The following is a 21288-nucleotide window of genomic DNA, read 5'->3' as shown; positions in this document are numbered from 1 at the left end:
AGTGGACTCGATCTGGCCCGTGTGCGCATTGCGGCACGCCCGGACGCACTGTGGGAGACCGTCTTAAGCTTTCACCGGCTGCGCGACCGACGGGACGATTCGGCGTTCGGCAAATGGCGATCGGAAACACGTGGAAGGTTGAATGGCGAAGCGCGACTGCTGGCGCCGCTCGTGCCCACCCGCGGGTATTTTCCCGATTTCCTGACGCCCGCCGAAGGGCTCCTCGGCATGACCGACGCGCTCGCCGCGCTGCGCGAGACGCCCGCCGGCCGGCTGCACGAGGAACTGGGCCGGCTCTCCACGGCCGGCCGCCCGTTCCCGTCGTGGATACGGGCGATGGCCGAGGGGGACACCCGTGCCCTCGGCCGGCTCGCCGGGATCCTCCAGCGCTACTACGAGGCGGCCGTCGCCCCGTACTGGCCGCGCGTCCAGAGCCGGATAGAGGCCGACCGGGCCGCCCGCGGACGGGCGCTGCTGGACGGCGGCGCGGACCGGCTGCTCGCCTCGCTCCCGCCGATGATGCGCTGGCGCCCGCCCGTCCTGGAGGCCGACTATCCGGTGGACCGCGATCTCCACCTCGGCGGCCGGGGGCTGTTGCTGCTGCCGTCGTACTTCTGCCGTCGCACCCCCGTCACCTTCTACAACTCGGAACTGACGCCCGTGCTGGTCTACCCCGTGGAACACCAGTCGCCGCGGCTCACACCGCAGGTCCCGCCGGAACGTTCCCTCGGCCGGCTCGTCGGCCAGACCCGCTCCGAGATACTCCAGGGCATCGGCGTCGGCTGCACCACCAGCGAGCTCGCCCGCCGCGCCGATGTCTCGCTGGCCTCCGCCAGCCAGCATGCGACGGTGCTCCGCGATGCGGGCCTGCTGGTCACCCTGCGGCAGGGCAACGCGGTGCTGCACACCCTCACCCCGCTGGGCGCGGCCCTGCTGCGCGGTGCGCGCCCGGCGGAGGCGGCGACGTACGAACGACTGGGGTGAGGGGGAGGGGCGCACACGGCCGGCCTGGGCGCCCCCGCGGCCGGCCGCGTACCGGCCACATCTCCGGGCCCGTCGGGTACGTCCAGCCGGGCGGGTACGCCCCGACCGGCGGCAGGGCGTACCCGAGTCCGCCGGTCAGTAGGGGCGATCGCCCGCGATGGCGACCCGTTCGGCGACCCGGCGGTGCGTCCCGTAGTCGTTCACCGCATAGTGCTGGGTGGCGCGGTTGTCCCAGAACGCGAGATCCCCCGCCTGCCAGTGCCACCGCACCTGAAACTCCGGCACCTGCGCCTGCTGGAACAACAGCCGCAACAGCCGGTCGCTCTCCGCCTCCTCCAGGCCCACGATCCGGGTGGTGAAGGAGGCGTTGACGAACAGCATCCGCCGCCCGGTCTCCGGGTGCCGGCGCACCACCGGATGTTCGACCGGCGGGAACTCCGCCTGGAATGGCGCGAGTTGAGCCGCGGAGTAGAAGCGCGCGAAACCCGGGAGATAGTCGTGCACCGCCCGCGCCCCATCGATCCGTGCCCGGATTTCCGGAGGCAAATTGTCGTATGCCGCCGCCATATCGGCCCACATCGTGTCGCCGCCGCTGGGCGGGACCTCACGCAGTTGCAACACCGCGCCCAGCGCGGGCCGTTCCCGGAAGGTGACATCCGTGTGCCATACGTTCTCGAACGTCGTGACCCCGCCGACGGCCTTGTCGAACCGCACCACATCCTTCGATTCGCCCCGTGCCAGCAACGGATTGGTCTCCAGCTCACCCCAATTGCGGGCGAATTCGCGCTGCGCCCCGGAGCTCAGATGCTGCCCGCGGAAGAACAGCACCTTCCACTCCAGCAACGCCCGGTTCAGCTCCGCGCGCAGGCCGTCGTCCAGGGGGCGGGACAGGTCCAGCCCACGGATTTCAGCCCCGATGGTGGCCGCCTGCGGCACGGCCTCGAAGCGCTCGTACGGCCGGTCGTCCCAGCCGTCGGGCGTCCGGCGCAAGATGCGCTGCCCTTCGTACAGCCCGTCGGCGGGAATGCGGTGGGGGCGCAGGGCGGGGGCGGACGGAGCCGCGGAATCGACGAGAGCGGAATCGACGAGAGTCGTCAACTGGTCCTCCTGAAGGCGGGAAAGAAGGGAGAAGGAAGAAGGGACGAAGGGGGAAAGGAAGAGGGGAGATGGTGAGGCGGGGGAAAGAGAAGCCCTCGCCTGACGGGTGAGGAGCGTCGTGCGGCCGAGGCGGACGCGGTCGTCGGACCATCGTCCGCCGGACGTCAGCGTGCGAAGCCGTCAGGACGTACAGAAACAACAGGCCGGGGGAGAACCCACCCGGCCGCGGCGGCGCAGAAAGCTCAGGCCGCGGGGCGCGCACTCGCCGTGGGGGCCGCGGTCGCGCGGCTCCGCCTCACGGACATACAGGTGCGTGCTCATGCCACGCACCGTACTCCCTCATGCAGGCGTCCTCAATCCGCCAGTCTCCCTCATGCAAGTGTCCTCAATCCGTCAGTCATCGATCCCACTGCGCTCCACCCCCGCGACGATGTACCGCTGGAGCAACAGGAAGACCACCACCAGCGGGGCGATCGACACGGCCGCGGCAACGAACAGCTCATGCAGATTGAGGTTCTGCGCGGTGGTGAACGTCGACAGCGCCACCTGCACCGTCCAGGCCTCCTGGTCCTGCCCGATCACCAGCGGCCACAGGAAGGCGTTCCAGGCCCCGATGAAAACGATGGTGCCGACGGCGGCGAAGACCGGGCGGGCGTTGGGGACCACGATGCGCCAGTACGTCCGCCAGTAGCCGAGCCCGTCGACCCGCGCCGCGTCCTCCAGCTCCTTGGGGAAGCCCAGGAAGTACTGCCGGAAGATGAAGCAGGCGAACGCGCTGAACAGCGTCGGGACGACCAGCCCGCGCAGTGTGGAGATCCATCCGAGCGTCGACACCAGGACGAAGCTCGGCACGAACGTCACGGCCGCCGGCACCATCAGCGTCCCCAGGACCGCGTAGAAGACGACATTGGCGCGCCGGTACGGGATCCGCGCCAGGCCGTAGCCCGCGAGCGAGGCCAGCAGCACCGTCCCGGCAGTCGTCGACACCGCGATCAAGATGGAGTTGAGCAGCGCCCGCCCCAGGGGGAGGTTCGGGTCCCGGAACACCTCGGTGAGGTTCGACCACTGGAGCGTGTGCGGGAAGAACGTCCAGCCGGGTGCCGTGATGTCCCGTTCCGTGGCCAGGCCGTTGCGCACCAGCAGATAGAACGGAATCAGGAACAGCAGCGCGAGGGCGATCAGGACGACCACCCGCAGGGCGCGCCCGGCCCTGGTCAGCGCGTCATGCATCGGTGCTCACTCCTCCTTGCGGCCGAGGCCGAACCAGCGGGCCTGCACCACCGTCGCCACCGCGATGATCAGCGCGAGGATCACCGCACCCGCGCTGCCCAGCCCGAGGTTCTGATCCCGTCCGAGGGCCGTGTAGTAGAGATAGACCAACGGCGGCCGGGCGTACGGCGGATAGCCGCGCGCATCGCTCAGCAGGTTGTAGAACTCGTCGAACCCCTGGAACGCATTGATCACCAATAGCAGCACCACCGCCACCGACGTGGCGCGCAACTGCGGAAAGGTGATGTGGCGGAACGTCTGCCAGCCGGGGCGCGCCCCGTCCACCGCCGCCGCCTCGTACAGCTGCGGAGAGATCCGCTGGAGCCCCGCCAAGAAAAGGATCATGTAGAACCCGGCCTGGAGCCACAGCCGTACGGTCACGATGACCAGCCAGTACCAGGGCGGATCGGTCGTCGACAGCCAGGCGGTCTGGTCCGCGCCGAACCACCCCAGCACGGTATTGGCCAGCCCGAACCGCACCCCGTTGAAGATCGACAGCTTCCAGATCACCGCCGCGACCACGTACGAGCAGGCCGTCGGCAGAAAGAACACCGACCGGAAGAACGCCTGGGCGAAGCGCAGCCGGTTGACCATCAGCGCGAGCGCGAGCGAGAGCGCGTAGGTGGCCGGCACGATGAAGACGGTGAACAGCGCAAACGTGCCGAGACTTCCCAGGAACGCGTCGTCGGTCAGCATCGTCGCGTAGTTGCCCAGCCCGACGAAGTCCGACCCGGCCGGACTCACCGTGTTGTGCGCGTCGAAGAAGCTCAGATAGACGCTCCACGCCAACGGCACGTACGTGAACAGGCCCAGTCCGATCGCGAACGGTCCGACGAAGACCCAGAACCACAGATTCCGCCGCTGCGGGCCGAGCAATCGGGCGCCGAGTGAGCGGGCACCGAGCGGTCGGGGCCCGGCGCCCGGGGCCGCCGCGACCGTGCGGACCGGCACGTCGCCGACCGGCCCTTGGGCTGCCGCTCCGTCCGCTGCTCCGTCCGCCCCTCCGACCGTCTCTTCGGTCCCTTCCGCCGTCACTTCTTCCTGGCCCGCTGAAGCTCGGCGTTGACCTTGCGCACCACCGTCTTGAGCTCACTCTCCGGGTTGGCGCCGTCCTTGATGATCCGGCTCAGCGCGTCCTGATAGGCGGTACGGTCCGCGGTCGTCCACAACAGCGGCTCGGCGTAGCCGTGATCGGTCGCGAACCGGACCGCGTCGGCCGCCGGGCCGGACTGCAACTGCTCGGCCTTCTTCGCCAGCGAGATCCGCGCCGGAATGTGGAACCCGTACGACAGCGCAAAGTCCTGCTGGAAGTCGGTGCGGTCCACCCACAGCCACTTCGCGAAGGCCTTCGCCTCCGACCTGCGCTTGCTCCGCGCGCTGACCGCGGAGCCGTAGGCGCCCACCGGAACGGACGGTTTTCCTCCGCTCCCGTCCTTCGGGAACGGCAGCACCCCGAAGTCGTCCCCCAGCGCCTTCCTGATCTGCGGCAGCGCCCACAGCCCCGACCACTGCATCGCGGTCAGCCCCTGGATGAACGCAGCCGGATCGGACCAGTCCGTGGGCGCCCCCAGCAGCAACGACTTGTCGGCGTACAACTGCCGGATCTTCCCGAGCGCCCGCGCCGCGGCCGGATCGTCGAACCCGGCCTTGCCGTCCGCACCGATCAGGCTCAGCCCCGCGGCGAACAACGGCGTCCCACCGAGCACCCCCACCCCGCCGTCGTTCCCCAGGAACAGCCCCTTGGCCTTCTTGTCGCTGAGCTTCTTCGCCCCGTCCACCAGCTCGTCGAGCGTGCGCGGCGGCTGCACCCCGGCCTTCTTCAGCAGGCTCTTGCGGTAATAGAGCACCTGCATGTCCACGGCCTGCGGGATGCCCCAGATCTTGTCCTGCCAGATCTTCGGCGCCAGCACGGCCTGGTGGAAGTCGTCCTTGACCGGCTCGACCTCGGCCGTCAGATCGACGACCTGCCCGCCCTGGATCTGGTCCAGCAGCGGCCCGTTGACCTCGAAGACGTCCGGCCCCGAGTCGGTGAGCAGCGCGGCCGCCGTCTGCCGGTCGTAATCCCCCGGCCGCCACTGCACCCGCACCCCGGCCTTCTTGTACGCGGCGGCATACCGCTTCACGGCCCGCTCGGTGCCGGTCTCACCGTACTGGTGGTACCACTGGCTGATCTCCGGCCCCGAACCACCGCCACCCCGCCCGGTGTTGGACCCACACCCCGTCGCCAGCCCCGCGGCCAGGGCGACCCCACCGCCGGCCGCCAACAGCCTCCGCCTGTCGATCTCCGTCATGGCACGTCGCCCCCTGCGCTCGTAACCTCCCGGTGATCGTCGATCACCGACGGTGCGACCGTCCACTCTGCCGCACGAGCGTGAAGCGTGCATTGCATCTCTGCGAAACGACCTCTGCCGCGCCCGCCACAGTCCTTCCTACGAGGTCTCCGGCCGGGCCGCCCGCCCGCCTGTCCGGTGTCCGGCTGCCCCCATCAATCACCCCTCGGCGAGCGCGAGTCGGGCAGGCGGCGTGCGCGATAGAGAGCGATCGCGGATTTCGGGGGGAAGTTGGGTACGTAGGTCCGTGCCCCGTCAGCTTTGGAGATGACCAGATGGCTGCCGCCGAATGAACGAGGCTCGGTGGGGGGAAACCTGGCGTAGACGAGGTAGCCGATATCGAACTCTTCGACATGCAGGGGTGCAGGGGTGCCGTCGTGGCAGAGAGGCTGAAAACCGGTGCGGGCCATTTCCAGCACCTGCTCAACGGTTGTCGGCGGTAGCGGCTTCTCAGCTTCGGGCGGCTCGGTCGCCGGCGGCTCGGTCTCCGATGGATCGGTCTCCGGCACGTGGTGTTCTCTCCTCGTAACCTGCAATGGAGTGTGGTCGCGCGCCGGGGGTGAATTCGGCGCGGCCGGTGGACGATGGCGCACGAACACCCGTCATGGACTGTGGAAGGCGTAAGACCAGGCGGGGGCTTCGGCTCCCACCGGGTCGATACGTTTGTGGGCGGTGAGCACGTGGTCGGGCAGGAGGCAGGCCTCGTCGTCACCCTCGACGAGGCCTTTGGTGAGATGGCCGGTGACCCACAGCGCGACCATGGTGAGGAAGTTCTCCAGGCTGTGCGCTGCGGGCAGGCCCGCAAGGTGCTCCTCACCCGGCTCTGACGGGATACGCAACACGTGGCCCGTAGGGCCGTCGATCACGAGCTTGCCGCCCATCCAGAAGCCGATCTGAAGGAAGGGGCCGGCTTCCTCGACCGGGTCGATATCCGAGGGCCAGGTGACTTCGTCAAAGATGCTCATGCGGTGGTCGCCGTGCGGGTAGATGCCCAGGCCGTCTTCGTTGCTCAGTGCGGGGAGGCCGAATTCGATGAGCATGCGGCGGGTCGGTTCGTCCGTCAGCCCGTCGGGCAGCAGCTGCTCCGGGAAAGCGTGGATGCGACGAGCCCCGTACAGCTCGATGAGATCTCTCGGGCCGGGGGGAGGGGAATCGGCGGGGGTCACCGCGCTGGTGGAGGCGTAATTTCCGGAAAGAGGTTCAAGGTGAGGGAAGTGGGGAGCGGAGAACGTTTCTCCGGGGGCGGCCTCGATGGCGAAGAGGCCCCCTGAACCACCGAGGATCACCTGATTCCCGACGGGGAGCGGGGCACTGCCGAGGAACAGATCGTGAACCCCTTCCTCATCGGACAAGGCGTCCTCGAAGTCGCCGACAGCGTCAGGGCCCGGACGGCCCTGGTCCTCCCCCGGAGGCCAGGACAGGTCACCGTGATTCTCCTCCGGAATGTCCTCGTACCAGGGACCGGCAAGATGTTCACCGGTGGCCGCGTCCCAGATGTCCGCGCGGGTGTCCCAGGTATGGATACCCGCAACCGCGGGGCGGCCCTGCCAGCGCACTTCGACCAGCCCGTCGACGGGACCTGGTTCGAGATAGCGCCAGTGACAGCCGCCCGGTGGTCGCCAATGCGTCCACTTCGCCTTCCAGGGCAGGCGCACACCGGAATGGGCGACGGCGGCGGCAAGCGCCCGGTCGCCACGGGCAGTGGCCATCACATGCAGCCAGGCGGCCCATTCCGGCTGGGTGGAGGGGATCACGCCGTAGGACCAGAGGCGGACCGCGGCGCCGGCGGCGGTATTCCCCGGGACATCGCCGATGAACGCACAGCGTGCGGCATCCATCAACGCCGTCTGCGGGATATGGGCCAGCACGCTCCCGTCCCGCAGCAGGTCATTGAGGAGCGCGGCCCGGGGTTCGCTGTCACCGGACGACAGCCATTCAGCAAAGTCGGCCTGTGCGGCGTGCATGGCAAGCCCGGTGGCGGTGTAAAGGCCCTCAGGACCCGATTTCGCCCACCCCTCCGGATGGCGGAACTCGGGGGAAATGCGCCGCAGCCACTCGTTCATGTGCCGGTCGACCCGGGCGATCTCGCCGTCCGCCGTACCTCGGCGCAGTTCTTCCGCCAGGCTCTCATCGGCGAAGGCCACCCCGTCCTCACCGGACACCAGATGGGCGGAGAATTCCTCCAGCACGCCACGGAGCACGGTTTCGGTGACGGGATCCCCGCCGAGCGCCGCGGTGAGTTCGGCCCATACGCGCAGCGGCACGACGCGGGGCCGGGCCAGCGCCAACGCGCGGATCGGTATCGGCCAGTCCGCCTCACCGGTATCCCGGCCGTGGAGGTGGAACACGGCCTCGGCGAGGCGGGGCAGTCTTTCCGGGGTGAGATGGACGATGGCGCCGACCTTGCGGCCACTCAGATCTCTGACGGTCTTGGACAGCAAGCGATCAGGTTCGGACGAACCACGGGTATGGCCCGCCCGATGAGCATGGGCGATGAGAACGAGGCGGCTTTCGTCCAACCTCTTGAGCGTACGACGCCAATTTCGACGGTTCGCGGGGGACACGTCGACACCGAGGCGGTGGAGTACCTCGACGTGCACTTCCTCGGCCGTGCGCCCGGCAGCATCCACCAGGATGCTTCCTTCAGTGCGCTGATGAAGCTGCTTCAGCACGGAAGCGCCCATGGAACCCGAGGAATCGACGAGATGAGCCCGCTGGCTTCGCCCACGCCCCTCACGTTCTTCACGTCCGGCGCGCACCTCACGCCACCACGCGGAAAGCAGAGAAAGCGTGTCGCCTGCCGAGGTGTCGGTGTCCCTTGCCGCTCCGCCGTGCTCCGTCATCCGATTCGATTCCCTCTGCCCGCGGCGCGCCCAAACCCGGCGGCCTGCCCTCTTGTTGTGGCTCGTAGGCCACCTGCCATTGTCCGGTGGCCGGGTGGTGTGGAGGCGGCGGGGCTCCGGCGCCGGTCAGCTGGCATCATGCCGCCATGAACCGCACAGAATTACTGCTTATCGGCGGCAGGGCAGGTGTGGGCAAGTCCACGGTCGGCTGGGAGGTTTCGGATCGACTGCGAGCCGCGTCCGTTCCGCACGCCATCATCGAGGGCGATTTCATGGGCCAGGTGCATCCGGCCCCGGACGGAGACCCGCACCGCTCCCAGATCACCGAACGCAACCTGACCGCGCTATGGGCCAATTACCACCAACTCGGCTATCGCCGCCTCATCTACACCAACACCGTGAGTGTGCTTCCCGAGAGCGCAGGGCTCTTCGAGCGGGCCCTGGGGGCAGACACCTGGACCGTACGGGTCCTCCTCACCGCCTCCGACTCCACCACCCATGAGCGGCTGGTGGCCCGTGAGATCGGATCGGAGCTCGAACGGGAGCTCAAGAGCAGCGCGTACAAGGCCCGGCTCCTGGACGAAAGGGCGTCCGACGACACCTTTCGGGTAGCCACCGACGGCCGGTCCGTCAGGGAGATCGCCGCGCAGGTCCTGAGGGCAACCGGCTGGCTGGACCCCCAATCCCCTCCGCCAACGCCCCCCGTGCCCGGCCACTAGGACATACGGAAGACGGCGCTCGCCTGTGTCACCTTCGTCAACGCCGCCGTAGCCTCATCTGTCACCGACCGGACGAGTGGCCTTAGGCCGTCGACTCACCGAGCAGAAGCCCTTCGTTCATGCCTGGGACGGGCGCTGCTGCCGGTAGAGCGCGATGGCCGTCTCCGTGGGGAAGTTGGGCACGGTGACGGTTTCTCCGGTGTCCTTGGCCACGACGATCTTCGACCCACCGGGCGGGGCCGGCTGGGGCTCGCCCGAAGCATCGGTGGTGTCGGGGTACTCGGTGTACACGAGATAGCCGATGTCGAATTCCTCGACATGCATCGGAGCGGGAGAGCCGTCTGCCAGCGTGGGCTCGGCGTAGCGGCTACGGACGATGGCGAGCGCTTCCTCGGGAGTGGTGGGCGGAGTGAGATTGTCCTGCGGGCTGGTCATTTTGCTCCTGTCCTACACGGTTCCGCCTGAGTACGGGCGACGTGTTATGTGGGAAATTCGCCGACCCATTCGGCGTCGAGCAGTCCTTCGGGCAGGTACTCGGACTCGACCGTGATGGTGAACCCTGCGTCACGTGCGAGGCAGGTGACTGCTGTGAGGCCCAGGGAGATGAAGCCTTCCGGGTTGAATTCGCGGTCGTCACGGGTCCAGTGGTCCTTGTGCCACTCCAGCGCCTTGGCGAGTTCGGCGTTGAACTTCTCCGCGTCACCACGAACCAGCTGCGTCAGCAGGTTCATCGGCGGATACATGAGGCGAAGGACGCCTCCCGCATCGGTGTGCCGGATGACATCGGGATCGGTGCCGTCCACGGCGGCTACCAACTTGTCGCCGAGTTGGGGCTGCTGTAGCCAGTAGGCCTGGAGGGCCTCGACCCAGTCATAGATGTATGCGTCGAATACCGCGCCGGAGTTCCGCAAGAGCGATACCGGGACCTGGCACAGCTCGTTCAGGCGCCCCTTCTCCCGGCATACGCAGGCCAGCCAGAAGGCCGTGAGCCAGTTGCCGGCGTCCACCCAGGGCAGGGCACCGGTCGGGACGGTGCGCCGCTCGTGATCGATGAGGCATTCAACGGTCTCGGTACTTGCCCGCGCCGAGGCGAAGAGCGCGGAGCCCACCTGCATCGCTGTGACGCAGGATTCCCATGTCTCAATCTTTGCGGCTGTCGGGTCGTCGGCGCAGCGCAGATTGAGCACCAGGGCCGCAGAATCCAACGCCGAGGTGATCCATTCCGGATCTTCTGAAATGCCCTCAATTTTCTTCTGTAGCTTCGGGGTCGTTACCTCCAAGATGCGGTGAATATTTCTCGTGGGGAAGTCATGCCGGGGGATTTTGATCATTCTGCTGCTCCTTCTCCTTCTTTGTCCTGATGTCGAACTGGTACATTTCGTACCCCCCGTGCTTCTCGCCGTTCGGCACACCCTTGATGAGCAGATAGGTTATTCGGCTGGGTTTGGCCCGCAGGGCAGCCTCGAGTTCGCTTGCCAGGTCCGCTTCGGCCTCGGCGTGAGCCATTTCGGCGTCAGTGGTTGCCTTCACCATGTTCTCGGCGCTGCGAATTTCCATCTCATGCAAGATCACTTTGAAGTAATCGCGAGTTCCTTGCTTGACTCTGCGTACGGTCGGGCTTGTTGAGCCGTCGGAGTCCTCCTGGTTGTCTTGCTCCGCGTCGTCGTGCCGCTGGGTACCTACCTCGGGCTGATCGTGATCGATGTCCCTTGCGCCCGCCGGTAGCCCTCGACGGTCACCGAGGCCGGCGAGGCGCGATCCCTTTGCCTCTACGACGATGAACTCGCCGTTCGGGAGCTTCCACACCTGGTCGAACCGGTTGTTTCCGCTGCCCCGGTCATCGACTCGTACTGCATCGCTGAAGTGCTCGGGGATGGCATGGTACTCGGCGACATCCTCGCCGTAGTCCTCGCTGGCCCGCGTCATCTTTCCATGCAGAGGGCTGTGGGCCGCGTCCGCCCTGTCGAATTCCGCCTTGTTCTCGGCGGTCTTATTTTTCTCGTATTCTTCCTTTGCCTTTTGCCTCGCCTTGTGCGGCAGGTCGTCGGCGGTGATCGCGTCCTGGCGCTTCTTTGCTGATTTATCGAGCTTTTTAAGGTTGTCCTCGGAGATTCCGGTCTTGCCGTCGCGTTTCACTTCTCCGGAATCTATGTAGCTCTCGGGTTCGGCCTCTGGTGCGTCACTTGCCAGCATCCATGGAGCTTTCGGATCACCCGTGGGGTGCAGCTGCGGCACTCGGTTGCCGTTCTCGTCCTTCCTGTCCTTGCGGATCCGGTGCCCGTTCTTTTGGTAGTACTTCTTGAACCACGCGGGATCCGTGTTGGCCTTCTCGAGCTGCTTGCGCCGAATCTCCCTGTCGTTATCGGAGTCGTCCGGATCGGCGCTCGCAGGGTCTGCGGGCGCAGGGTGCTGGCTCGGATGAGCTGTCGTAGGCGCGGCGGGATGGGGTTCGGTGGTCCGGGGCGGATTGCCGGCTGTGGTTTCCGGAGTGGAGTGCTGCTGGTGCGGCTCCGGCGATGCGGAATGGTTGCTTGTCAGGTCAGGTCCGTGAGGTGCAGGCCTGCCGTACATCAGCGGGTTCTGGTCGTGGCGCAGTGCGTTGGCGAGGTGGAGTGAGGCGTCCGCACTACGGCGAGGGGGTGTGGCAGCGCGGTCGCTCGGGGGAGTGGAGGACTGCTGGTGGTCGTTGGGTGTGTGCTCGGGCTTCGGGGAGGCCTGGTTGAGCGGGTCGGCATGGTCGGCCGGCCGTGTGGTGTCCGGGTCGACCGAGGGAGCGTGGTCGGAGGGACGGTCCGTGGGCTGACTGTCGGGGGTCCCGTCGGATGTGGTGTTGGTGGGGTCCCCAGGGGTGTTGTCCGTGTGGTGGTCGGTGGGGTCCTTAGGGGTGCCGTCAGTGTTGGCGTCGGTGTGGTGGGGGGTGGGGGAGCCCTCAGTGGTGTCGGTTTTCGGGGCGGGGGAAGCGTCGGGCTTGTTCTGCGACTGTTCCGTGGGTGTGGTGTCGGGCTTGGGTTGTGCCTGGTCGGCTGGTGTGGTGTCGGGCTTGGGTTGTGCCTGGTCGGCTGGTGTGGTGTCGGGCTTGGGTTGTGCCTGGTCGGCTGGTGTGGTGTCGGGCTTGGGTTGTGCCTGGTCGGCTGGTGTGGTGTCCGGCTTGGCCTGTGCCTGGTCGGTGGGGGTGGTGTCGGGCTTGGCGACGGCTTTGTCCGCGTGCAATGGCTGGCGGTTGGCATCCAGCGGGATGTGGAAGACGTGCTTTGCCTTGGAGATGTGGATGGGGTCGTGGCTGACCTGTCCGGTCTGGGTGTCGATCCAGATGATCTTGCCGTGGTAGTTCACGGCGTTGAAGGCATGACCGCCGCCCTTGGGCCAGTTGACCTGGATGATCGCTGCCGCTCCGTGGCCGGCCTTCTGGAGGTCATTGGCGATACGGGTGGCGGTGTTCGGGTCCTGGCCCGTTCCTGCGTAGGAGTGCTTGGCGCCGCTCCAGCGGATCTGGTTCTCGTTTGCGGCCCGCTCCGGGGACCAGGTGTCGGGCTTGCCGTCCTTGTCGGTGTCGGGTGTCCGCGGTGCGGAGACCTGCGGGTTGCCGAACCAGGTCTCCAGGAAGGAGCGGGAGCAGTCGGCGCAGTTGTTGCTGCGCCCGGGGACGGTGTTGCCGCCGTCGTTCTGTAGCTGGGCCCACGAGTCGAAGGGGTTGGCGAAGCGCTGTGGTGTGCCGTCCGCGTTGCGCGGGATGGCGTTCTCCAACAGCTGTTGATCGTGGGGGTGCGGAGGAAGCAGGCCCTGGGGGTGGTGGTTGAGATCGTTGCGGATCGCGCCGTGGCCGTTGGGGTCTTCCTGCTTGTTCTGCGGTTGCGCGGTGCCCTCTTCCCCGGTGGACGACTGCTCCGGGGACGGTTGCTGCTGGTGGGGCTGTGCCTGGAGGGTCGGCTGCTGCTGCTGCTGCTGCTGCTGGTGGGGCTGGGTCTGCTGCTGGGGTGCTGGCTGCTGAGAGTGGGGTGCCTGCTGCTGCGCCTGCTGCGCCTGCTGCGCCTGCTGCGTCTGCTGCGTCTGCTGCGTCTGCTGCGGTGGCTGTTGCTGAGTGTGGGGGGCCTGCTGTTGTGGCACCTGCTGCTGCGGCTGTTGCTGCTGGGTGTACGGGCTTGGCTGTTGCTGCTGCGGGACCTGTTGCTGTGGGGCCTGCTGCTGTGGCTGTTGCTGCTGGGCGTACGGGTTGGGCTGGGTCTGCTGCTGGGCGTGGGGGCCCGGCTGCTGGTAGGGCCCCGGCTGCTGCGACTGCGCGTACGGCGTCGGCTGCTGGGTGTTCGGGCTCGGCTGCTGCTGGTGTTGCTGGTACGGGTTGGGCTGCTGCTGGGCGTACGGCTGCTGTTGATGCGCCTGTGCGTAGGGGGCAGCCTGCTGGTGGGGCTGCTGCTGGTACGGGTTGGGGTGCTGGGCGTACGGGCTCTGCTGTGGGTGGGGCTGCTGGTTGTGGGGGCCAGGCTGGTGTTGCTGGAAGGGGCCAGGCTGCTGCTGTGGGTGGGGTTGTTGCTGCGGGCCTGGCTGCTGGGCGTGCGGGGGCTGCGTCTGCTGCTGAGGGTGCGGGCTCGGCTGCTGATAGGGCTGGTTGTACGGGCTCTGCTGAGGCTGCTGCTGGTACGGGTTGGGCTGCTGCTGCTGCTGCTGTTGGGCGTAGGGATTTGGCTGCGGCTGCGGCTGCGGTTGTTGGGCGTACGGGTGGGCCTGTTGTGGCTGTGCTTGCTGTTGAGCCTGGGCTTGCTGGGCTTGGGCATGCGTGTACGGCTGCGCCTGGACCTGCTGTTGGTGCTGCTGTGGCGCCGGAGCCTGCTGCTGTTGCGCGTAGGGGCTCGGCTGTGGCTGCTGGGCGTACGGCTGTGGCTGTGGCTGTGGCTGCTGGGCGTATGGGTGGGGCTGCTGGGCTTGAGCCTGTGCCTGCTGCTGCGCCTGAGCGTGCTGCTGTTGTGCCTGTGCCTGTGCCTGCGCTTGGGCCTGCGCTTGGGCTTGCTGTTGTGCCTGTGCCTGTGCCTGTGCCTGCGCCTGTGCTTGGGCTTGTTGCTGCGCTTGGGCCTGCTGTTGCGCCTGCTGCTGGTTTTGTTGTGCTTGTGCCTGCTGCTGGTTTTGGGGGGCTTGTTGCTGCGGGGTCTGGTTCTGGGCCGTAGCGGGATCGAACGGCTGCCGGTTGGCGTCAAGGACGAGGTGCCAGACGTCCACGGCCTTGGTGTTGATGGGCTGTTCGCTGACCTTGCCGGACTGGCTGTCGACCCAGATGACGCGGCCGTTGTGGTTGACCGCGTTGAAGACGTGTGCGCCGCCGGGCCTGCCGCTGCGCGTCTTGGGCCAGGTGATCAGTACCGCGGCCGATGCGCCGTGTCCCGCCTGGCGGAGCTCGTCGGCTATTCGGGCGTAGCCGTCATGGGAGTTCTGGCCGGAGGTACGGAAGTCGGTGCCCGCGTACTGCTCGATGTTGGCGGCGCCGTCCCGTTCACCGGTCCTGCGGTCGATGCCGCCTCGGCCGTCGGGGTCGTAGGTGCGTGGCGAGGAGACCTGCGGGTGGCCGTACCAGGACTCCATGAAGGAGCGGGTGCAATCGGCGCAGTTGTTGCCGCGTCCGGGGACGTCCCGGCCGCCGTCGTTCTGGAGCTGCGCCCACGGCTGGAACGGGTCGTTGAACGCGCGCGGAGTGCCGTCCGGGTTCCGCGGGAAGCTCGCCTCCAACGCCTGCTGGTCGCGCGGGAACGGCGAATACAGGCCCCGCGGCTGGATGTTGAGACCGATCCGTACGTCGGTGTGGCTACGGAGGTTCGCGGGCTGCGGGACCGGCGCCTGAGGCTGGGGCTGCTGGTCCGGCAGGGGATGGGACTGGTCGGGGTTCTGATTCTGGTGGTGCGGCGCAGACTGCTGGTGGGGAGCCTGCTGGTGCATGGGCGGCTGCGGCTGCTGGTGGTGGGGTTGGTGTTGCTGGGGTTGCTGATGCTGGTGCTGGGGCGTCTGCTGGTGTGGGTGCTGCTGCTGAGGGGGTGTGTGACTCTGCAGCGTGGGCTGTTGTGAGTGCGTCTGCTGCTGAACCGGCTGTTGTGGGTGCGCTTGCTGCTGGACGGACTGCTGTGGGTGCGGCTGCTGTTGCGGGTACGGCTGCTGGTGCTGCGGTTGCTGTTGCGGGTGCGGGAAGTTGGGGTTCGGTGCGCCGGGGTTTTGGGCATCCGGACGCGACGGGGCCTGGCTGGGGTCGTCGGCCTGAGGCCGGTCCCCGTGGGAGGTGTCCGTCTGCTGCGCTGCGTCCGGGTGGGTGGTGCTGCCGCTCGGTTCGGCGGGAACCTGTCGGCTGTTGTCGTCCTGGTGGGGCGTGTCCGGGTCCGGGCGAGGGGAATCGGTGTTCTCGGGCCGGGAGTCGTCGTGGGGCGCGGGGCCGTCGAGGCGTGGGTTGTGCGGGGGGCGCTCGGGGGTCGGCTGCTGGGTGTGGTCGTGGACGATCTGCGAGCCGTCGGGGCGGCGGTTGTTGCCGGGGGGTGTGGTGGGGGCGTCGCGGCGGGGTCCGTCGAGACGGGGGTTGTAGGCGGGGCGCTCCGGTGTGGGCTGCTGGGTGACGTCGCGGATGGCCTGGGAACCGTCGGGCCGCCGGTTGGTGGGGCGTGCGGCAGGGTTGCCGTTTCCGGTGGACGGGGTGCCGCCGCGGGGTGTGGAGGTGCCGGGGCCGCCCTGGGGTGGGATGGCGCCCGCCATCATCGGGCCGTTCGCCTGGGAGCTGTTGGGCTGGGCCTGTTGCGGGGTGGGGGTGGAGGGCGTGCTGCCGGCGTCGGGGGCGTGCTGGGTGGGCGGGGGCATGGTGGCGGTGCCCGCGGACTGGGTGGTGACGGTGGTGTCGTCGGGGTCGTCCACGGTGGGCATGGGGTCGCCGGGTGCCGGGTCGCGCTGCTGGATGGGCTGGCCGGACGACGGGGTGTGCTGTACGGGGGCGCCCTGGGGCGGGGGGCCGGCATGCGGCATCGAGGCGCGGCCGCCGCCGGTGGCCGAGTTGTCCCCATTGGGGGTGCCGTTGCCCGTCCCGTTGCCGTTGTCGTTGCCGGTTGCGTCGGGGGAGCCGTTGGAGCTGTGGGAGTTGTCGCCGTAGGAGGGCGGGTTGCCGGCTACGGGGTCGGGGGCCTGCGAGGGAGCCGGAGACGGCTGGGAGGAGGCGTCGGGGTGTGAAGGCCCGCTCGCCTGGGGCGCGTCCGGGTGCGAAGGTCCGGTCTGCTGGGGGGATTGGTCCGGTGCGGGCTGGGTGCTGACGGGGGCCGGGGCGGGGGCGGGGGCGGGACGGGCCCCTTCCGGGGTGTTGTCGTGGGCCGGCTGGGTGCTGACCGCGTCCGCGTCCGGCCGCGCGGCGTCGGGGGTGTTGTCCCGTGCGGGCTGGGTGGTGACCGAGTCGGGGTCGGGGCGGGCCGAGTCGGGGGTGTTGTCGGGTGCGGGCTGGGTGGTGACCGAGTCGGGGTCGGGGCGCGCTGAGTCGGGGGTGTTGTCCGGCGTGGGCTGGGTGCTCGGTGTGTCCGAGTCCGGGCGGGAGGTGTCCGGGGTGGAGCCCGAGTCGGGGGTGTGCCCGGAATCGGGGGTGGGGCCGCCGTTCGGCGCGTGTCCCGAGTCGGGGGTGGGGCCGCCGTTCGGCGCGTCTCCGGAGTCGGGGGTGTGGGGTGACCCGTACGGGCTGTCGTTGCTGCCCTGGAAGCCCTCGTCGAAGGGGGAGCGCTGCTCCGGGGGCGGCAGGGGCTGGGCTTCGGGGGTGTTGCGGGCAGGATCCGCGCCGTTGGAGGGGCTGTTGGAGGAGGACGGGTTGCTGCCCGCGCCACCGCTGTCCGGTCCACTCGCCGCACCCGCGTTGTCCGAGGCGCGGGGGCTGTGGGTGGTGGAGCCGCCGCCGTCCGAGCCGCCGCGGTTGCCGCTGCTACTGCCGCTGGAGTCGTTCGAGGTGCCGGTGGAGCCGCCGCCGGCGGTGCTGCCGGAGCCGCCGTCCGAGCCGCTCCCGGACGTGCTCCCCGAGCCGCCGTCGGAGCCACTGCCCGAGCCACTGCCCGAGCTGCTTCCGGAGCCGCCGCCGGAGCCCGACCCGCTGCCCGACCCGCTGCCCGATCCGCCTCCGTCAGAGCTGCTGCCGGAGCCGCTGCCCGAACCACTGCCGGAACCGGTCCCCGAACCGCCGCCGTCGCCGCCGCCGTCTCCGGAACCGCTTTCGTCACTTCCGTGTCCCGCCGCGGAGTCCAGGCCGTGGCGGGCGCGGCGTCCGGCGCGTCCGCCCGCACCGTCGCGGAGGCTTTCGCCGAGGCTCTCCCCGGTGTTCTCCACGGCGTCCTTGCCGGCGGCGTAGCCCTCCTTGGCGGTCCGGCCCAGGTCGTAGCCCTTCTGGGCGCCGAAGTTCTGGTTGACGGTCTGGGCGATGAGGTCGGAGACCATCGCCTCGAGCGCGGAGATCACCGGCTCCTTGGCCGCCTCAACGATCGCCTCGAGCAGCTGCTTGGCGACCTCCTTGAGGATCTTGCGGACCATCTCACGGGTGGCCAGCGTGGCGGCCGCGCCACCGATTTCGGACAGTCCGAGGGTGAAGGGGGCCGCCGCCTGGGCTGCGATGATCTCGGCGGCCAGGATCGCCAACTGGACAATGACGGCGATCTTCATGCCGATGACCAGGGCGGCGGCGGCCTCCAGCGTGAAGGCGATGACCTCGGCCGCCTCACGGGCGTCGTTCAGATACCCCGAACCACCCGAGAACTTTTCCCAGGCCTTGCTGAAACCCTCGATGGAGTCGCCGGAGTTCTCGCCGAGCACATTGCTCGCGTAGGAGTTGCCGCGGGCCTGATGACCCTCGACCTCCGCCGCGAAATTGCGCCAGACCTGGGCGCATGCGATCAGCTTGTCTTCGTCTGCGTGCGGCCAGTTGAATCCGAGCATGTCCAGGACCCACTCAAGAGGATCCGGCAGCATGACAGACAAGATGGAACTCCCCCGTGAAAAACGCGCATTCAGACGTGTTACGGACGCGGGGTGCGCGGACAGGCCGCCGCGTCACATATTTCGGAACCGGCAGGTGAACTCAGTGCTGCGCGGGTCTCCACGAGGTGCGGACGACGGCGTCGTCCTCGGCCGTCGGGTCCCGCCACGCCTGCTTGTTCTCGACGTGCTGCTTCATCAGCGAGTCGTTGAAGTCCTCGTTCTCCGCATGGTTCCTGGACATCGAGGTCAGTGCCTTGCCGATTTCCTGAAGCTTCGAGGAGAGATGGCCCATCGACTCGTACATACCGTCCCGCACGCCCTCATAGGCGACACCGAACTTCTCGCCGATCTCGTCATCACCCCAGGGCGGAGCGCCGTCCTTGCTGTCGAACGTCGTCAGGCCGCTCATGAACTGCTCGCCGAACGACTTGTCCGGCGGCGCTTTTTCCTTGCCATTGCTGGGCGGACCCGCCCCCTGCGCATGCAGGCCGTCCATCAGCCGTGCCACCGACGAATAGAAGTCCTCGCCGAGCTTGACGAAGTTGGTGCCCTCCGCCTTGAGACCCTCGACGTTGGTCTGGAACCCACCAGCGCCTGCCACAACGTCCCCCGTGTTCGTGATGGTTACCCAATGAGATATTCAAGCCAAAGCCTAACGGGAGCCACTGACCGTCCGCCAGGACTCCCGTGCCGGGCAACTCGTCGGGCTCAGGCGCTGTCCGGGGCGTACGACTCGCGGTAGAGCTCCACCGCGTCCTCGGGGGGAAAGTTGGGCACGTCCGCCACCTTGCCGTCGATCTTGGAGATGACGATGTGGGTGCCCCCGGGGTCCGAGGGGCGGGCGGTGGGGTCCTCGGGGGCCGGCCAGCCCGCGTGGATCAGGTAGCCGATGTCGAATTCGTGGACGTACAGCTCGGCGGGCCCGCCTGGTGAGCCGACCTCGGGGAAGTGCTGACGGCCGATCGCCAGCGCCTCGGCCTCGTTCGTCGGGAGGGGGTTCGGTCCGAGCTGTGGACGGTACGGGGGCGGCGTAGGAGGCAGACCGGGAGTGCTGGCCGGCCGGTCGGAATCGGTCATGACGCTGTCTCCTTGATGCTGGTCCGGTGGATGGTGGTCAACCTAACTCACGCCGTGATGGCCTGATTGGTTCGCCTCGGGAGCAGGTATGCGGCCCCGAGCCCGGCCCGTCCCGAGCACGGTCCCGTCCCAAGCGCAGCCCGCCCTCAACGCGGCCCGCCCCGAACACATCCCGCCCCGAACACACCCCGCCCCGAACACACCCCGCCCTCCCGGCCCCAGCCCGTCAGCCCCCGTGCCCGTATGCACAGCCGCCGCGCCCCTCCGCCGTTGCTCACCCGAACAGCACCCGTGCCAGCCAGAACTCCAGCAGCTCCGCGTCGCCGGTGATCTCGAAGGTGTCGTTGTCGGCGGGGACGCGGCCGTAGATGAGGAGCAAGAGGTCGGTCAGCGGGGCGCGGACGGAGACCGCGGCCGGTTCCTGGGCGCGGCGCCAGGCGAGGGTGTCGCCGGTGAGGTCGACGATCCAGTCGGCGGCCGCTTCCGGTGGGGTGTCCGTGGCGTGGAAGTGAAGAATGCGGCCGGGGCCGAGCAGTTCGCGTCGGTCGGGGTGGAAGTCGAACATCTCGGGGAGGGAGCCGAGTTCCATCCATTCGTCGAGGGCGTCGAGAGCGACCCGCCGGTCGATGGTGAAGTCCCTGCCGAGGGCCAGGGTCGCGTCGGCCCGGTGCATGACCGTCTCGTGGGCCATGCGGCGGGCGAAGAAACGCGGGGAGCCGGAGGGGAGCGGGGTCCAGATCTCGGCGTCGGGGCCCGACGAGCGCAGTGTGTCCGCCAGGAGGCGGGCGCCTTCGGTGAGCCAGGCGGCGACTTCGGCCGGACCCTGGGCGGTATCGCGGGGGAGGACGCGGAGGGCGGTGTCGGGCGGGGGCTCGGTCGCCCGGGTGCGTACGAGGTCCTCGACCCAGCGATGGGTCTCGCCCAGATGCCGGAGCAGCTGGGCGAGGTTCCAGTCGGGGCAGGAGGGGACGGTGGTCGTCAGGTCGGCGGCGTGCTCCGTGAGGCAGGACGCCAGCAGGTCGGCCTGATGGACGATCTCGGCGCAGTGACCGGCGTAATCCATGGCGGAGTTCGTTTCGCGATCCATGGCGGAGGTCATGTCGGGATCCGTGTCGTGGTCCGTGGCGGAGGTCATGTCGGGATCCGTGCCGGGGTTCGTGTCGTGGTCCGTGGCGGAGGTCATGTCGGGATCCGTGCCGGAGTTCGTGTCGTGATCCATTCCGGAGTTCATGGCCTCACGGTAGAGCGCACCACCGACAAGGAAGCGTCACCACATGCGGGCGTCCGCCTCCAGCCGGAACCGCAGCCGGCAGACGACCGCGTCGGTCTCCCGGCGGACCGCGTGGGCGACGATCCCGCCGCGCTGGTTCTGTAGCAGACGCTGCCGGAGGCGGGCGGGTTTGGCCTCCGGGATCAGGACGGTGATGCGGGTGCCGGGCCGGCGGGTGGTGAGGTCGCTGACATACGCGGCGACGGGGCGGCCGACGGAGCGGGTGGCGGAGGGCAGTTCGAGGAGTTCCACGCCGGGGTTCCACAACTCCCAGTCGCGGCGCAGGGCCTCGGCGGCCGGGCGGCCCTCGGGGGCGTCGTGGGTGACGGTGACGGCCACCACCTCATCGCCCAGCGACACTGCCGCGGTCAGGGCTTCGCAGGTCAGCCGGGAGAGGTACGACACGGGGACGACGACCAGGGAGCGGGCGCGGTGCGGGGGCTCGGGGAAGCGGCCCAGGCCGAGGCGCTCGCCGATACGGGCGTAGGCGCGGTGAACGGCTTCGAAGATGGGGACCAGCAGCGGCAGGGCGACCACGATGAGCCAGGCGACCTCGCAGCAGCACCGCCGGGCAGAGCTCCGCCCGGTCGTCGTAGAGCGCTGGGAACGCCGAGGTCAGGGCCGCTACGCCGGGGGCGCCATGGCGTCGAGCGAGAGGGCGGCCAGGCCCTGGAGGGCGGTGAGACGGTGGCGGGCATCGGATGCGGAGTCGGATGTAGATGCGGCAGTGGATGTAGATGCGG

The 21288-nt window shown here is 68.7% G+C and carries 15 protein-coding genes and 1 pseudogene; 2 read left to right on the top strand and 14 right to left on the bottom strand.

The features are described 5' to 3' along the window. The first annotated feature begins 138 nt into the window (after window positions 1-138). A complete protein-coding gene (locus K7C20_RS12065) occupies window positions 139-984 on the top strand; it encodes an ArsR/SmtB family transcription factor (RefSeq protein ID WP_053210625.1) in 846 nt (281 codons plus the stop codon). Window positions 985-1119: 135 nt separating this feature from the next. Here the strand turns inward: K7C20_RS12065 and K7C20_RS12060 are convergent, their stop codons facing one another. From K7C20_RS12060 to K7C20_RS12030, 7 genes are all read right to left on the bottom strand, one after another. Beyond that, window positions 1120-2082, bottom strand: a complete 963-nt coding sequence (locus K7C20_RS12060) for a TauD/TfdA dioxygenase family protein (protein WP_030085275.1) — start codon at window positions 2080-2082, stop codon at window positions 1120-1122. Window positions 2083-2262: 180 nt separating this feature from the next. Further along, entirely contained in the window at window positions 2263-2403 is a 141-nt protein-coding gene (locus K7C20_RS12055; protein ID WP_160328788.1) for a hypothetical protein, read from the bottom strand. 72 nt (window positions 2404-2475) lie between these two features. Then, entirely contained in the window at window positions 2476-3312 is an 837-nt protein-coding gene (locus tag K7C20_RS12050) for a carbohydrate ABC transporter permease (RefSeq protein ID WP_030085277.1), read from the bottom strand. Between the two features lie 6 nt (window positions 3313-3318). Then, the gene (locus K7C20_RS12045) at window positions 3319-4227 is read right to left on the bottom strand and encodes a carbohydrate ABC transporter permease (protein WP_030085279.1); all 909 of its coding nucleotides are present in this window, start codon (window positions 4225-4227) and stop codon (window positions 3319-3321) included. Window positions 4228-4382: 155 nt separating this feature from the next. Beyond that, window positions 4383-5642 (bottom strand): ABC transporter substrate-binding protein, encoded by a 1260-nt coding sequence (locus K7C20_RS12040; RefSeq protein ID WP_030085281.1) that lies wholly within the window; start codon window positions 5640-5642, stop codon window positions 4383-4385. Window positions 5643-5836: 194 nt separating this feature from the next. After that, window positions 5837-6190, bottom strand: a complete 354-nt coding sequence (locus K7C20_RS12035; protein WP_245171954.1) for a hypothetical protein — start codon at window positions 6188-6190, stop codon at window positions 5837-5839. Window positions 6191-6283: 93 nt separating this feature from the next. Further along, the gene (locus K7C20_RS12030) at window positions 6284-8524 is read right to left on the bottom strand and encodes an SUKH-4 family immunity protein (RefSeq protein ID WP_150127358.1); all 2241 of its coding nucleotides are present in this window, start codon (window positions 8522-8524) and stop codon (window positions 6284-6286) included. 146 nt (window positions 8525-8670) lie between these two features. Here K7C20_RS12030 and K7C20_RS12025 point away from each other — a divergent pair, with 146 nt between their 5' ends. Continuing rightward, window positions 8671-9243: a hypothetical protein gene (locus K7C20_RS12025; protein WP_030085287.1), complete on the top strand. Its 573-nt coding sequence runs from the start codon at window positions 8671-8673 to the stop codon at window positions 9241-9243. Window positions 9244-9360: 117 nt separating this feature from the next. On the opposite strand, the gene K7C20_RS12020 is transcribed toward K7C20_RS12025, so the two are convergent. The 7 genes and pseudogenes from K7C20_RS12020 to K7C20_RS11990 form a co-directional block, all read right to left on the bottom strand. Next, complete coding sequence (locus K7C20_RS12020; RefSeq protein WP_030085289.1) at window positions 9361-9678, bottom strand: hypothetical protein; 318 nt, start codon at window positions 9676-9678, stop codon at window positions 9361-9363. Window positions 9679-9722: 44 nt separating this feature from the next. Next, window positions 9723-10574, bottom strand: a complete 852-nt coding sequence (locus K7C20_RS12015) for an immunity 49 family protein (RefSeq protein WP_030085291.1) — start codon at window positions 10572-10574, stop codon at window positions 9723-9725. Continuing rightward, window positions 10552-18189: a toxin glutamine deamidase domain-containing protein gene (locus tag K7C20_RS38985; RefSeq protein ID WP_281429748.1), complete on the bottom strand. Its 7638-nt coding sequence runs from the start codon at window positions 18187-18189 to the stop codon at window positions 10552-10554. The genes K7C20_RS12015 and K7C20_RS38985 overlap by 23 nt, the downstream gene beginning before the upstream one ends. 109 nt (window positions 18190-18298) lie before the next feature. Then, window positions 18299-18799, bottom strand: a complete 501-nt coding sequence (locus tag K7C20_RS12005; RefSeq protein WP_030085305.1) for a hypothetical protein — start codon at window positions 18797-18799, stop codon at window positions 18299-18301. 107 nt (window positions 18800-18906) lie between these two features. Then, a complete protein-coding gene (locus K7C20_RS12000) occupies window positions 18907-19275 on the bottom strand; it encodes a hypothetical protein (RefSeq protein WP_048829897.1) in 369 nt (122 codons plus the stop codon). 274 nt (window positions 19276-19549) lie between these two features. After that, entirely contained in the window at window positions 19550-20506 is a 957-nt protein-coding gene (locus tag K7C20_RS11995) for a maleylpyruvate isomerase family mycothiol-dependent enzyme (protein WP_245171952.1), read from the bottom strand. A gap of 36 nt (window positions 20507-20542) precedes the next feature. Then, window positions 20543-21100, bottom strand: a pseudogene (locus tag K7C20_RS11990) (amino acid permease); the annotation flags it as partial. Window positions 21101-21288 lie beyond the last annotated feature (188 nt).

The sequence above is a fragment of the Streptomyces decoyicus genome, assembly GCF_019880305.1.
Classification (GTDB): domain Bacteria; phylum Actinomycetota; class Actinomycetes; order Streptomycetales; family Streptomycetaceae; genus Streptomyces; species Streptomyces decoyicus.
The sequence above is the reverse complement of the archived record's forward strand: the minus strand, read 5'-3'. Positions and strand labels throughout refer to the sequence as shown.